12 protein-coding genes are annotated in these 14439 nt (G+C 73.7%); 6 read left to right on the plus strand and 6 right to left on the minus strand.

The features are described 5' to 3' along the window. The first annotated feature begins 166 nt into the window (after nt 1–166). Nucleotides 167–715 (plus strand): GlcG/HbpS family heme-binding protein, encoded by a 549-nt coding sequence (locus BMX74_RS41190; RefSeq protein WP_091105856.1) that lies wholly within the window; start codon nt 167–169, stop codon nt 713–715. 81 nt (nt 716–796) lie between these two features. Further along, nucleotides 797–1390, plus strand: a complete 594-nt coding sequence (locus BMX74_RS41195) for an ankyrin repeat domain-containing protein (RefSeq protein WP_055506774.1) — start codon at nt 797–799, stop codon at nt 1388–1390. 18 nt (nt 1391–1408) lie between these two features. Here BMX74_RS41195 and BMX74_RS41200 read toward each other — a convergent pair whose 3' ends face one another. The 4 genes from BMX74_RS41200 to BMX74_RS41215 all read right to left on the minus strand — a co-directional run bounded on the left by BMX74_RS41200 (nt 1409) and on the right by BMX74_RS41215 (nt 6325). After that, nucleotides 1409–3082: an FAD-binding dehydrogenase gene (locus tag BMX74_RS41200; protein ID WP_091105858.1), complete on the minus strand. Its 1674-nt coding sequence runs from the start codon at nt 3080–3082 to the stop codon at nt 1409–1411. A gap of 96 nt (nt 3083–3178) precedes the next feature. Then, on the minus strand, nt 3179–5029 hold the full coding sequence (locus tag BMX74_RS41205; protein WP_091105859.1) for a serine hydrolase domain-containing protein: 1851 nt from the start codon (nt 5027–5029) through the stop codon (nt 3179–3181). Between the two features lie 140 nt (nt 5030–5169). Beyond that, entirely contained in the window at nt 5170–5592 is a 423-nt protein-coding gene (locus tag BMX74_RS41210) for a tautomerase family protein (protein WP_055506777.1), read from the minus strand. Nucleotides 5593–5623: 31 nt separating this feature from the next. Further along, the gene (locus BMX74_RS41215) at nt 5624–6325 is read right to left on the minus strand and encodes an SDR family oxidoreductase (RefSeq protein WP_055506778.1); all 702 of its coding nucleotides are present in this window, start codon (nt 6323–6325) and stop codon (nt 5624–5626) included. Between the two features lie 115 nt (nt 6326–6440). Here BMX74_RS41215 and BMX74_RS41220 point away from each other — a divergent pair, with 115 nt between their 5' ends. The 4 genes from BMX74_RS41220 (at nt 6441) to BMX74_RS41235 (ending at nt 12470) form a co-directional block, all read left to right on the plus strand. Further along, nucleotides 6441–7043: a TetR/AcrR family transcriptional regulator gene (locus BMX74_RS41220; protein ID WP_091105860.1), complete on the plus strand. Its 603-nt coding sequence runs from the start codon at nt 6441–6443 to the stop codon at nt 7041–7043. A 33-nt stretch (nt 7044–7076) separates the two neighbouring features. After that, the gene (locus tag BMX74_RS41225; protein ID WP_091105862.1) at nt 7077–7445 is read left to right on the plus strand and encodes a hypothetical protein; all 369 of its coding nucleotides are present in this window, start codon (nt 7077–7079) and stop codon (nt 7443–7445) included. A 56-nt stretch (nt 7446–7501) separates the two neighbouring features. Then, the gene (locus BMX74_RS41230; RefSeq protein ID WP_091105864.1) at nt 7502–8551 is read left to right on the plus strand and encodes a hypothetical protein; all 1050 of its coding nucleotides are present in this window, start codon (nt 7502–7504) and stop codon (nt 8549–8551) included. Between the two features lie 151 nt (nt 8552–8702). Further along, nucleotides 8703–12470, plus strand: coding sequence for a S8 family serine peptidase (locus BMX74_RS41235; protein ID WP_091105866.1), 3768 nt, complete (start codon nt 8703–8705; stop codon nt 12468–12470). A gap of 72 nt (nt 12471–12542) precedes the next feature. On the opposite strand, the gene BMX74_RS41240 is transcribed toward BMX74_RS41235, so the two are convergent. Then, a complete protein-coding gene (locus tag BMX74_RS41240; RefSeq protein WP_091105868.1) occupies nt 12543–13496 on the minus strand; it encodes a helix-turn-helix domain-containing protein in 954 nt (317 codons plus the stop codon). A gap of 158 nt (nt 13497–13654) precedes the next feature. Then, a complete protein-coding gene (locus BMX74_RS41245) occupies nt 13655–14215 on the minus strand; it encodes a hypothetical protein (RefSeq protein ID WP_091105869.1) in 561 nt (186 codons plus the stop codon). Between the last annotated feature and the right edge of the window lie 224 nt (nt 14216–14439).

Here is a 14439-nt window from a genome sequence, read left to right on the forward strand (position 1 = left end):
CTGGTCGAGCCTGGCCCGGACGCCCGGGGCGGCGCATCAACCGATCGGTTGACCCCTGGCTCGACCGCTCGGCGGCGGCGGATCGCCCGCGCTCCCGATGGCAGGGGACGGCGCCCGCGCCACGCTGGACGTGCACGGTTCGACCCCACGCTGAACTGGAGAAACCATGATCGGTACCGCTCGCGCCCGCCTGTTCGCCGGCCCTGTCGCCGGGTTCGCCCTCCTGGCCGGGACGTTCGCCGTCGCCGCGCCCGCCGCCCAGGCCGCGCCGGACAGGAAGGAGCCCGCCGCGCAGGCCGTCGTGCAGACCTCCGCGCTCTCCGCCGACGCCGCCCTGAAGATCGCCGACGCCGCCATGAAGGAGGCCGTCAAGCAGAAGCAGCGGGTCACCGTCGTGGTCGTCGACAGGTCGGGTGCGACCCGGCTGGTGCTGAAGGGCGACGGCGCGGGCCCGCAGACGGAGGAGTCGGCCAGGCGGAAGGCGTTCACGGCGGTCTCCTTCGGCAGGACGACCGGCGAGCTGGGCAAGGGCCTCACCGGTACGGGTCCGTCGATCGCCGACATCCCCGGCACCCTGTTCCTCGCGGGCGGCGTCCCCGTCGTGTCGGGCGGCGCTCCGGTCGCGGGCATCGGCGTGGGCGGGGCGCCCAGCGGCGACATCGACGAGGCCATCGCGCAGGCGGGGCTCAAGGCGGTCGCCGGGCAGCTCGGCTGAGACGGCCTGGCAAGCTGGGGCCGCTTCGGTGGGGTCTGTGCTGGTCTGGTGTGATATCAGGTGACCTGGGAAGGGGGAGGCATGCTCGATGACCAGTTGCTCGCCCGCGCCGCCCGCGGCGACGTCGCCGGGGTCCGCGACCTGCTCGCGGCCGGCGCCGACGTCGAGGCCCGCGACGCCACCGGCCGCACGGCCCTGCTGCTCGCCGTCGCCGGCGACCACGTGGAGGTGGCCGAGATGCTGGTGGCGGCCGGCGCCGACCCGGACGCGCAGGACGCCAGGCGCGACTCGCCCTGGCTGGTCACCGGCGTGACGGGCAGCGTCGCCATGCTGAGGACGCTCCTCCCCGCAGGCCCCGACCTGACGCTGCGCAACCGCTACGGCGGCGTGTCCCTCATCCCCGCCTGCGAGCGCGGGCACGTGGACTACGTCCGCGAGGTGCTGAAGACCGGCATCGACGTCGACCACGTCAACGACCTCGGCTGGACCGGCCTGCTGGAGGCGGTCATCCTCGGCGACGGCGGCGCTCCGTACCAGGAGATCGTCCGCCTGCTCGTGGAGGCGGGCGCCGACGTGAACCTGGCCGACCGCGAGGGCGTCACCCCGCTCGCCCACGCGGTGGCGAAGGGCCAGACGCGGGTGGCCGCCCTGCTCCGCGCCGCCGGAGCCCGCTGACCCGCACCGGGTCCACCCTCAGCCCAGCGCCTGGGCCAGGTCGCGGCCCGCCGCGCGGCCGGAGAACAGGCAGCCGCCCAGGAACGTGCCCTCCAGCGCGTTGTACCCGTGGACGCCTCCGCCGCCGAAGCCCGCCACCTCGCCGGCGGCGTACAGGCCGCCGACCGGCTCGCCGTCGGGGCCGAGCGCCCGCGACCGCAAGTCCGTCTGGATGCCGCCGAGGGTCTTGCGCGTGAGGACGTGCAGCTTGACGCCGATGAGCGGGCCGTTCAAGGGGTCGAGGATGCGGTGCGGGGTGGCGACCCGGCCGAGCCGGTCGCCCAGGTAGCGGCGCGCGTTGTGGATGCCCTGGATCTGCGCGTCCTTGCTGTACGGGTTGGCGAGCTGCAGGTCGCGGGCCCGGATCTGGGCGCGCACGGCGGCGGCGTCCAGCAGCGGCTCGTCGGTGAGCTTGTTCATGCGGGCGACGAGCTCCTCCAGGTCGGCGGCCACGACGAAGTCGGCCCCGTTCCGCTTGAACGCCTCGACCGGCGCGGGGGCGCCCTTGCTCAGCAGCCGCTCCCGCATGAACGCCCGCCGGTCGCGGGCGGTGATGTCGGGGTTCTGCTCGGAGCCCGACAGCGCGAACTCCTTCTCGATGATCCGCTGGGTGAGGATGAACCACGAGTGGTCGTACGGCGCGAGGTCGGGGGTGGTGCGCAGGTACCTGAGCGTGCCCAGCGTGTCGTAGCCCGGCAGGCACGGCTCGGGCAGGCGCCGCCCGAGGGCGTCGAACCACATCGAGGACGGGCCCGGCAGGATGCGGATGGCGTGGCCCGGCCAGACCGGGTCCCAGTTGCGCACGCCCTCGGTGTAGTGCCACATCCGGTCCCTGTTGACCAGGCGGGCGCCGGCGGCGGCGCTGATGTCGAGCATGCGCCCGTCCACGTACGCGGGCACGCCGGTGATCATGTTCGCGGGCGGGGTGCCGAGGCGTTCCGGCCAGTGGCGGCGCACCAGGTCGTGGTCGCCGCCGATGCCGCCGGTCGTGACGACGACGGCCTGCGCGGCGAGCTCGAACTCGCCTGCCGCGTCGCGGTTGGAGGCCACGCCCCGCGGCGACCGGTCGTCGGCGAGGACCGTGCCCCGCACCCCCGTCACGGTGCCGCCGGTGACCACCAGCTCGTCCACGCGGTGACGGTGGTGGAAGGAGAGCAGGCCGGCCGCGGCGGCGCGCCGCGCGGAGGCCGCGAACGGCGCGACCACGCCGGTTCCGGTGCCCCAGGCGACGTGGAAGCGCGGCACCGAGTTGCCGTGGCCGCCCGCGCGCAGGCTCCCGCGCTCGGCCCACCCCACCGTCGGCAGGAACGAGATGCCGTGGGAGCGCAGCCAGGAACGCTTCTCCCCGGCGGCGAACTCCACGTACGCCCGCGCCCACCTGACCGCCCAGGCGTCCTCGTCGTCGAGCCGATCGAAGCCGGCGCTGCCCCGCCAGTCGCTCCAGGCCAGCTCGACGTGGTCCTTCACGCCGAGCCGCCGCTGCTCGGGGGAGTCCACCAGGAACAGCCCGCCGAACGACCAGAAGGCCTGCCCGCCGAGGTTGGCGGCGTTCTCCTGGTCGACCAGCGCCACCTTCCTGCCCCTGCTGGTGAGCTCGTGGGCGGCGACCAGTCCGGCGAGACCGGCTCCGACCACGATGACGTCGGCGTCCATGGGTCTGTCACTCCTCGGGTAGGGCCGGGCACCGGGCCGGCGTCCGTCCCATGGTGTGGGCCCGGGGTGACCCGCGCAAGGGCGCGGCCCCTGGGATCAGGGCCAGCCGTAGACCTTCCTGACGGCCGCCGCGACCTCCGTGACCAGGGCCGCGTTGCTGCCGTTGGCGAGGACGGCGTAGCCCGCGCCGAGCTTCGGGTACCCCTTGAACACCGACCTGAAGCCGTAGTTCGACCCGTCGTGGGTGTAGGAGAAGCCGTCCGTGCCCGCGCCCGACACGAACAGGCCGCGCCCCATGTCGGGCTGCGGGCCGGGGGTGAGCAGCGTCCGCACCGACGCCCTGCTGAGCGGGCCCGCGATGTCGGACGAGGCGGACCAGGCCCGGTTGAGGTACGACACCAGGCGGCACAGGTCGAGCACGTTCGTGTACAGCCCCGCGGCGGCCGACTCGGGGTAGCGGTTGCGCCTGCCCGGGATCACGGCGCCGGTCGTGGTGTGCCCGGCGGCCAGCTCGAAGGCGGGCGCCAGGTCGTACGAGCTGGACGTCATGCCGAGGGGCGTGAACACCTCGTCGTCCATGTAGCGGGCGAGGGACAGGCCGGTCTGCTGCTCCACCATGCGCTGCAGCAGCACGAAGCCGGCGCCCGAGTAGTGGTACTCGGCCCCGGGCGTCGTCGTCAGCTCGATCTTCGGCGAGTTGCCCTCGCCGTTCATCACCTGCAGCAGCGTCGGAACGGTGGCCGTCGGGCCGTACCCGGCGAAGCCGCCGCCCCCGGCGTCGAAGCCCGAGCAGGCGTCGGCCGGAGTGGTGGACCCGCGGCCGACGACGCCGCCGCGGTGGGTCAGCAGCCGGTCGATCGTCGGCGCCGCCGTCTCCGGCACGCAGTCGCGGCGCGGCAGCGTCCAGCCGAGGTACGGCCGGACGTCGGCGGACAGGGAGAGCCCGCGCGTCTGCAGCAGCCGCAGCACCCCGACGGAGGCGACGGCCTTGCTGATGGAGGCGGCCTGGAAGGCGGTCTCCGGGTGGGCGGCCGCCCCGCTGCCCGCCTCCAGCCAGCCGTAGCCGGTGGACCAGGCGATCTTGTTGCCGGTCACCACCGCGACCGCCACGCCCGGCGTCTTCCAGGCGCTCATCCGCTGCCAGATGGTCGAGCCGCCCACCGCGTTCTCGACCTGGCGCACCCGGTCGGCGGGGAGGGCGGGCACCTTGCCGCGGGTGGACAGCGACCAGCCGCCGCCCGGCGAGAACGCCACGTTGTGCAGCTGCCAGCCGTCGGCGGACAGGGTGTTCATCCGCTGGAAGCAGTCGTCGGGGACGCCCCGCGCGTGGAACTCGTCCTGCGCCACGACCGCCCAGCCGCCGGCCTTGGGGAAGGCGACCCGGGTGATGCGGCGTCCGCCCTGCGTCAGGTTGCGCATCATCTGGAAGCACTCGTCGTCCACGCCCTTGGCCTGGAAGCCGTCCGTGGCGGCCACCGTCCAGCGGTCGCCGCCCGCGGGCGGGAAGGCGACGTCCACCACCTGCTGGCCCGCCGAGTAGTACGCCGCCACCCGCTGCCGGCACGCCTCGGGGATGCCGCGCGCCGACATGCCCTTGTCGGTCGTGATCACCCAGCGGTCGCCGCCCTCCGGCGGGAAGGCCACGCAGTGGATCCGCCTGCCGGCGCGGGCCAGGGCCCCCAGCTCGGTGAAGCAGGCGTCGGGGATGCCGCGGGCGAAGTAGCGCCCGTCCTGCGTCACGACGACCCAGCCGCCCGACGGCGTGAACGCGAACACCGTCAGGCCGTACGGCGCGAGCTCGGCCGTCTTCGTGTGCGCCTCCGCGGGGACGCCGCCGTCGTAGAACGGGTACGTGGCGGCGAACGCCGGCGTGCCGGCCCCGGTGACGGCGAGCCCGGCGCCCACGCTCGCGGCTCCGGCCAGGGCGAGAAAACGCCTGCGTTCCATGCGGTCACTCCTCGGGACGGGTTTCGGGGCGCCGATGATCCTAGAGCCGCCCGGCCGGGCGGCAGCACCGGACCGGCCGCTCTGTGAGACAGATCACCACAGGCCTGTAAACCCGTCCGTCAGGGCGTCGAGCCGCGACGTCAGTAGGGCACCGGACGGTTCTCCCGCACCCAGAGCCGCTCGGCGTCGCTGCCCGACGGCGGGGGCGCGATGCCGTCCGTCATCCACAGGTCCTGCGGCGTCTCGTCGACGTGGAACTCGCAGTACAGCCCCCGGTCCCGCGTGTACGGGGCCACCAGCCGGCTGATGGCCTCACTCGCCTGCCTGCGCTCGGCCGGGTGCCGGGAGTGCCGGGCGATGTGCTCGATGACGACCCGCACCGTGCCCTCGGACGGCTCCCCTCCGACGAAGCACGACGCGCCCTCCACCTCGTGGAACAGGGTCACGACGTAGAACCTCGGCAGCCCGATCCGCTGGTAGAAGCCCGTGACGTCGGCCGCGAACTGCTGCTTGTCCTCCGGCGTGTACGAGCCCACCGGGTGGTACACCTGCCACAGCGGCATGCGATCTCCTCCTCTTTCCGCTCTGTCCGGGTCAGCGGCCGACGGCCACGGTGAGACCCTCGACGGGCCCGGCCAGGGCCGCCTTCATGCGCCTGCTCGCCTCGTCCACGAGCACCTCGCTGTCGCCCTTCTCGACGCCGTCCGCCACGGCCGCGGCGACGAGCGCGGGCGCGATCTTGCCGGTGGGGATCGCGGCGACCATCTCCGTGTCGGCGAAGCCGAGGTGCACGCCGACGACCTGCGTCCCCTGGGGGGCGAGTTCGACGCGCAGCGAGTTCGTCACCGACCACAGCGCCGCCTTGGACGCGCCGTACGCCCCGGCTCCCGCGCCCCACGACAGCAGCGAGTGCATGTCCACGAGCGCGCCGCCGCCGTTGGCCGCCAGGATCGGGGCGAACGCGCGGGCGACGCGCAACGCGCCGAAGACGTTGGTCTCGAAGGTCGCCACGATGTCGGCCAGGTCGCCCGTCAGCAGGCCCGACGGGTACAGGACGCCGGCGTTGTTGACGACGAGGGTGACGTCGCCGGCCCGCGCGGCCAGCGCCTCGACGGACGCGGGGTCGGTGACGTCGAGCGCGACCGCCTCGACGCGGGGGTCCGCGCTGGGGGCGGGCCGCCTGGCGGTGGCGTACACCTTGGCGGCGCCGCGCCGCAGCAGCTCCTCGACGAGGGCCTTGCCGATGCCGCGCTGCCCGCCGGTCACGAGCGCGACGGAGCCTTGGATGGCGGTCATGGACGTTCTCCTTCCGCTTTAGATGATGCTCATCATCTAAATTTCGTTATAGATTACTACCATCATCTAAAGGGGGTCGCAACGCCCCCGGACGACCAGGCAGGAGGCGGGAGCGATGCCGCGTACATCGAGGGCGCAGGCCGAGCTGCACCACCAGCAGGTGATCGAGGCCGCGTCCAAGCTCGTGCGGGAGAAGGGGGCCGACCGGGTCAGCGTCCCCGAGGTCATGGCGGCCGTCGGGCTGACCCACGGCGGGTTCTACCGGCGCTTCTCGTCCAAGGACGACCTGGTGGCCCAGGCGTGCTCGGCCGCCCTCGCCGGACGGCTGGCCGACCTTGACGCCGTCGCCGCGTCCGCGTCCGCCGAGGGACGGTCCGCCTGGAACGCCGTCCTCGGGCACTACCTGTCCACCGTCCACCGCGACGATCCGGGGCTGGGCTGCGCCATCGCGGCCCTCGCCGGCGACGTCGCCCGCGCCGAGCCCGACGGGCCGCTGCGCCACGCCTACGTCGAGGGCCTGCGCCAGATGGCCGGCAAGCTGGCCGACCTCGACCCCCGCGAGGAGGGCGGCTCCCCGGCGGAAGGCGGCGGGCGGCGCGTCCTCGCCGAGCTCTCCACGATGGTCGGCGCCCTGCTGCTCGCCCGCGCCTGCGCCGGCGACGACCTGTCGGACGAGATCCTCGCGGCGGCCAAGGAGCACCTCCGCGCCGGAGCCTGACCGAGACCGGAGGGCGCCGATAGGGTTGGGGCGATGTCCTGGACGCTCGACACCCCCGCCGGCGACTCGCTGCGCGTCAACGCCTGGAACTGGCGGCCGACCCTCGAACTGCTGGAACGCCACGGCCTCCTCGACCCCGACACGGCCGCGCTGCTCGGCCACAACATCGAGACGGACGTCACCGGCGAGCAGGCCCGGCGCATCGCCGCCTTCCTGGACGCCTACCTGGCCGGCGTCCCGGACACCGGCCGCGTGCTCCTCGACGGATCCGTCACCACCGAACCCGACACCTTCGAACTCCACCGCGACGACCTCGGCCGCAACTACTCCGCGACGTCCTCCTGGCTGGCCCGCTTCCGCGACTTCTGCCACGCCGCGACCGCCGGCTTCACCGTCTCCTGACCCCGCCCCGCCGCGGGATGGCACCATGATCCAGTAGTCGAGGCGCGGGAGGACGGTTGGTCGTTTTCGTCTGCGCGGGGTGCGGCGTCCCGCTGACCGCACGGGTGACGCGGGTCGCGCTTCCCGACCACGCCCACCAGAGCCACGGCCATGACCTGCTGCCCGTGCTCCTGGAGCCCGGGACGTACGCGGTGAACCCCGAACCGTCCGGGCCGCCGTGGCCGCGATGGGACGAGGTCGGCGCCGAGGAGGCGGAGGCCCGCGGCGTGTACGCCCCCGTCTACTCCCTGTCCTACGGCCCCACCGGCCAGATCGCCCTCGCGCCGGGCGACGTGCGCGGGACCGTCGTCATCCGCGACCGGTGCGACGGCTACTGCTGCGGCCTCGACGGCCGCGACGGACCCAACCTGGCGTGCGCGGAGTGCCGGAGCCCGGTGGCCACCCGCGTCGACGACTGCTCCCTCTGGGGAGTGGTGTGGCTGGACCCGCGGGCCGTACGTCCGGTCGCCGTCGAGGGTCCCGCCTGCCGGGCCGACGAGTGGGACGGCCTGCGGGAGGAGCACCGGCGGACGCCTCCCCTGGAGCCGCTCGGCTGGTGGAGCCCCCAGTGGACGGCGGCGGTCGGCGTGGCGCTGGCCCACCTGCTGGCGGCGTCGGGCGGCAGGCGGGTGGCCGTGCCCGACGGACCCGTCGCCGAGGCGTTCCGCGGCGTCGTCGACGCGCTGCTCCCGCCGGGGCCGCCGGAGCTGAGGCTCGTCCTGGCCGGGCCCGGCCTGCCCGCCGTGGCCGGGGACATCGCCCTGGTGCCGCGGCACCCCCAGACCGGTGAGGTGTGGCCGTCGGGTATGGCGGCGGTGCCGCTGGCCGCTGGCGTGTGGGCGTCCATGGCCTTCACCGACGACCGGCGGCTCGTCCCGGCGGCGGCGGGGATGCCGGAGGAGGTCCGCCGCGACGATCCGCCGCCGCTGCTGCCGACCGGGCCGTTCCGGCCCGACGTGGATGTCTTCCTCCACATGCTGGCGCGGCTCCCCGAGGTCCGCGAGCCGTGGCTGCGCGCGATCCACGACCTCGTACGGGAGCGCCGCTACGGGCTCCCGTACTTCTGAGCCGACGGAGCCGCACGGCGGGCGAGGGTGGCGGCGACCTGACATGTCCACTGTCCGCCAGGCGCGGTCGTAGCGTCCGGTTGCTCTCCTTGGCGAAGCTTTGCTCTGCCGGCACCGAACCCCCCTGCCGGCAGAAGGAGAGCCACCGCCCATGCCCATCAGACGTAGTGCGGCGCTGCTCAGCATCGCCCTCGCCGCCACGCTGGCCGTGGCCGCCACCGGCCCCGCGTACGGCGAGTCACCGGCTCCCGCCACGGGACCCGTCACCGAGGCCGTGCCGGACGCGCCGGCCACCGTCGCCCGGGTCACACTGATCACCGGTGACCAGGTCGCCGTCACTACCCAGGCGGGCAGGACGGTCTCGGTCGACGTGACCCCCTACCGGCGACCGGCCGCCGACCTGCAGACCTTCACGGTCGGCGCCGACGTGTACGTCATGCCCAGGGAGGCCGCGGCGCTCGTCGGCTCCGGCCAGGTGGACAGGCGGCTGTTCAACGTCACGCAGCTCATCGCCCAGGGCTACGACGACGCGCACAGCGACTCGATCCCGACCATCGTCCGCTACTCGGGCAAGGCCGCGGCGCGCGCCGCCACGCCGATCGCGCCGGAAGGGGGCCGGGTCACGCGGGCCCTGCCCGGTGTCCGGGGAGCGGCCGTCGCCGCGGACAAGAAGCGGGGCGACGCGTTCTGGGAGGCCGTGGACGACGACAGCGCCAAGGCCGGAACCTCCAAGGCCCGGCTGTCGGGCGGCGTCCAGCGGCTCTGGCTGGACGGCAGGGCGCGGGCGCTGCTCGACAGGAGCGTGCCGCAGATCGGCGCGCCCGAGGCGTGGGCCGCCGGGTACGACGGCACCGGCGTCAAGGTCGCCGTGCTGGACACCGGCGTGGACCTGAAGCATCCCGACCTGGCCGACAGGATCGTGCAGAGCCAGAGCTTCGTCCCCCAGGAGACGGTGGCGGACGGCCACGGCCACGGCACCCACGTCGCCTCGACGATCGCCGGCTCGGGCGCGGCCTCCGGCGGGAAGTACAAGGGCGTGGCGCCCGGGGCCCGGCTCCTCGTGGGCAAGGTGCTCTCGGACAAGGGCGTCGGCATGGAGTCCTGGATCCTCGAGGGGATGGACTGGGCCGCCCACTCGGGCGCGAGGGTCGTCTCGATGAGCATCGGCGGGCAGGAGGGCGGCGACGGCACCGATCCGCTGTCCACCGCGGTCAACGAGCTGACCGCCGAGACGGGCGTGCTGTTCACCATCGCCGCGGGCAACAGCGGGCCGGCGGCCACCACCGTGGGCTCGCCCGGCGCCGCCTCCGCCGCGCTGACCGTCGGCGCCGTGGACTCCGCCGACGCCGTCACCGACTTCTCCAGCCGCGGCCCGCGCGGCGGCGACGGCGCGCTCAAGCCGGAGATCACCGCCCCCGGCTTCAAGATCGTCGCCGCGCGCGAGGCGGGCACCGGGATGGGCACCCCGGTGGACGAGCGGTACACCACCGCGAGCGGCACCTCCATGGCCACGCCGCACGTGGCCGGCGCCGCCGCGATCCTCGCCCAGGAGCACCCCGACTGGACCGCGGCGCGGCTGAAGAGCCAGCTCGTCAGCACGGCCAGGACCACGGCCGGCACGCCGGTGCACGCCCAGGGCGCCGGACGCGTCGACGTGGCGCGCGCCGTCCGGCAGCCGGTCGCCGGGCCGGGCGTGCTCGACTTCGGCCTGATGGACTGGGACTCCGCCGGGCACCCGGTCCGCAAGGAGATCGAGTACGCCAACGACGGCGACCAGCCGGTCACGCTCACGCTGGCCGTCAAGGGCGCGGGCGAGGACCTGCCGGGCGGAATGCTGGCCCTCGGGGCCGAGACCGTGACCGTTCCCGCGCACGGCACCGCCGCCGTGCCCGTCACCCTCGACCCGGCCGTCGCCGCCACCGGGAGCCACGGCGCGCACGTCACCGCCGCCTCGGGCGACGGCCAGACGGTGGTGACGACGGCGGTCGGCTTCGTCAAGGACGTGGAGCGCTTCGACGTCACCTTCAAGGTGCTCGACCGCGACGGCAAGCCGTCGACCGGAGTCACCGCCGTCTGGGACGTCGACCTGCAGAAGCTGACGCTGCCCGAGGTGTACGTCCCCGGCGAGGACGGCACCGTGGTGGCCCGGCTGCCCCGCGGCGAGCACGCGTTCCTGGCCCAGATCTTCCACTACAGCTCCGACTGGAACCGCCTCTGGGAGCACACCTACGGCGCGGCGCCCGGCACGATGATCGACTCCGACCGGACGATCACGTTCGACGGCAGCAAGGCCGGCCCGGTCACCGTGAGGACCCCGAAGCCGAGCCGGCCGATCAGGACCCGCGTCGGTGTGGCCATGCAGGACTCGACGGGCGCCAACAGCTTCGGCATCGAGCAGTGGGCGAGCGGCGAGACCCAGGTGTACTCCATCCCGTCGCAGGTGACGAGCGGCCACTTCGAGTCGCGCGTCGGCTGGTCGCTGCGCGCGCCGGAACTGGAGGCGCGGATCGCCGGCCCCGGCGGCGGGCCGATCGAGCCGGTGTACGTGCGGGGCAGGGCGGGCTCGGCCCGCATCGACGGCACCAAGGTGCTGCGCGTGGTGGACGCCGGCACCGGCCGGGCCGAGGACTACGCGGGCACGACCGTCCGGGGCCGGCTGGCCCTGGTGAAGCGCAGCGCCGACCTGACGCCCTCGCAGCAGATCGGCAACGCGGCGCAGGCCGGAGCGGACGCCGTCGTCATCTACAACGACACCCCCGGGAACTGGGGCGCCGACAACTGGAGCACCGAGGAGACCGCGATCCCGGCGATGACCATGACGGGCGAGCAGGGGGCCAGGCTGGCGGCGCTGGCCGGCCGCGGCCCGGTCAAGGTCCTGTTCCACGGCACGGCGGTGAGCCCGTACTCGTACGAACTGCTCAAGTACCACCAGGGCGGCGTCCCCGCCGACCAGCGGTACCGGGTGCGGGCCGACGAGCTCGCCACCGTCGAGATGGCGTTCCACGCGGCGGCTCCCCGCACCGAGGGCGGGTACTTCCGGCTGATGACCTCGCCGATGCAGACCATGGCGTTCATGATGTCCGACCGGAACGTCATGCCGAGGACGCTCACCGAGTACGTCACAGCCGGCGTGCGGACCTGGGAGGCCGTGCAGGTCGGCACGGTCTGGGAGGCCGGCCAGGCCACGCAGCAGACCTTGCCGGCGGTGCTCAAGCCCGGTGAGCGGGTGACCCGCGAGTGGAACAAGGCGGTCGTCCGCACGGCGCTCGCCCCCGAGATGGACGGGTCGGCCGCCCGGCATGACGGGCTCGGGGTGGTGTACGCCACCGGGCTGTCGGACACCGCGCCCCACCAGTGGTATTCCAACCGGGCGTTCACCGACAAGGAACAGGCCACGGTGTACAGGAACGGCGAGCTGCTCGGCACCGCGCCCTCGGCGGCCGTCGCCTTCCCCGTGGTGCCGGAGCGCGCCGAGTACCGCGTGGTGATGGACGTGCGGCGCGACCAGCCCTGGTGGACCACCTCCACCAAGGTGAACACCGACTGGACGTTCCACTCCGAGCAAGCCGGGGGGACCTCCCCGCTGCCGGTCCTGTCGGTCGACTACGACCTCGACGTCGACCAGGCCAACAGCGCCCCGGTGGGCTCCGCGCTCCGCGTCGGGCTCGGACTGCGCTATCCGAAGGGCATGGCCGGGCCGCGCGTCACCGAGGCGAAGCTGTGGGCCTCGTACGACGACGGCGCCACCTGGCAGCCGGTGCCGCTCACCGCCGCCGGCGACGCGGCCTTCACCGGCGCCGTCGAGAACCCGGCGTCGGCGCGGGCCGGCGGGTTCGTCTCCCTGCGGGTGCAGGCCACCGACGCGGGCGGCAACACCGTCCTGCAGACCGTGACCCGCGCCTACCAGCTGCGGCCGTAACCCGGCGGGCCCAGCGGGTTCGAGGGGCGTCTCCGTCCGCGCGGCGGGCGGGGGCGCCCCCTCGGCGCTCCGTCACAGCGGGATCATGCCGGACTGGGCGGCGTACCAGGCGAGCTGCATCCGGCTGTCGGTGCCGGCCAGCTTCATCAGCCGGCGGATCCTGCGCTGCACCGTGCGCTCGCTGGTGCCGAGCCGGCTGGCCACCGTCTTGTCCGGCATGCCGGACAGCAGGTACGTCAGCAGCGTCACGTCCACGTCGTCCCAGGCGGGGACCCCCTCGGTGACGCTCGTGGCGGTGAGCCGCAGCGGGGTCGCCGCCTGCCAGACCCGCTCGAACAGCGCCACCAGCAGGTGGACCAGCGACTTGCCCCGTACCAGGAGGAACCCGGGATGGACGCTCACCTGGTCGGGCAGCGCCGGCAGCAGCACCGCCTCCCGGTCCACGATGATCATTTTGCTCGGCAGCTCGGCGGCGATCCTGATCTCGTACCCGCTCTTGAGGAACCTGGCGATCTCGGCGGGCGCCCGCGGGCCGTCGAGCGCGGCCCGTTCGTACACGTAGCGGTAGGTGGCCCGCGCGTTGGTGGAGTCGTCCAGGTTGACGTCCAGGACGTACGGCGGCTTGAAGAAGGCCAGCACCTCCTGCCTGGCGCCGCGCTCCATGTTGTCGAGCCAGGTGGCGAGCTGCTCGGGCGTGGTGAGCGCCTCGATCTCGCCCGCGGTGGCGGCGGCGCCCGTCCTGTAGACCTCCACCAGCTCCGCCAGCCTGCCCTGGACCTGCTGCAACGTGGCCTGCCGGTGCGCGATCAGCGTGCCGAGCCCGACCTCGGGCGGCACGACCGTGTGCGCTCCGCCGTCGTCCCGGGTGGCCAGGCCGAGCGCGACCAGCCGGTCCAGGGCGAGCGCCGCGACCGGCGCCGGCATGCCCAGCGCGTCGGCCGCGTCGGAGACCGTCACCTGCCGGCGCCGCAGCAGCTCGACGTAGACGGCCTCCTCCTGCTCGCTGATCCCCAGCCCATCCAGCATCCTTCATCACTTTCCGACCGCATTCGCAACTTCCGTCCCGCTTCTGACAGCTGCATCGTGCCCGTCCCGACGCCGCGGCACACAGACCCGCCGCCGCGCCCACCCCGCTGGGCGGACGCGGCGGCGGGAAACCGGACGGCCTCTTGCCGTGGGTCAGGTCACGCGTAGCAGGACCACTCGCCGTCCTCCTTGCGGGCCTCCACATCAGGGAGCTGGTGCGCCAGCTGGCAGGCGAGCTGCATGTCGATCTTCACCCGGCACGTCCAGGCGTTCCCCACGAGCTTCGCGGTGACGGCGGAGGCGGAATGATACTTCCACCCGCAGTAACCCTGCAGGTCACTGATCCCGCCGAGCGGCTGGCGGCCGGGGGCGTAGCAGGTGGCGCTGTACGCGCTGGGAGAGCTGAACTCGTAGGTGAGACCGCTTCTCTGGTACTGCCACTCGCAGGCGTCCTTCAGGTCCAGCGGGGAAGAGCAGGTCTCCTGCTCCAGCGTTCCGTACTTGTAGAAGGTGCAGAACGCGGACACGTCCACCCCGCCGACGCGCTCCGGGGTGTGGGCGAGCTTGAATCCCCAGAAGATGCCGCCCCCGAAGAGAGAAAGCGCGAGAACGAGCACGAGCGAGGTGCGCACCCATTTCGGGCTCTCCTTGATGCCCTTCACGAGCTGACCCAGGAAATCTCGGACGCTCTTGACTATTTCCAGGATCTCGGTGAACACAGCGGGCACCTCGGTCTGTGGACTACGCCTTCACTGGGCCCCCCGATGACACAGAACGGCGGACCGGCTCGCCAAGAGGGCGGTGGCGCCGCTGCTCTGCCACTCAGGCATACACCCCACCAACCGAATCGTCCAGACGGCGAACCTGACCGGTTGTCATTCACCAAGACCAAGCCCCGTCCGGCGCGGACCCTCCCGGGTGCGTTCGTCTGACAAGATGTCGG

Origin of the sequence: Nonomuraea pusilla, assembly GCF_900109355.1 — a bacterium.
Classification (GTDB): Bacteria; Actinomycetota; Actinomycetes; order Streptosporangiales; family Streptosporangiaceae; genus Nonomuraea; species Nonomuraea pusilla.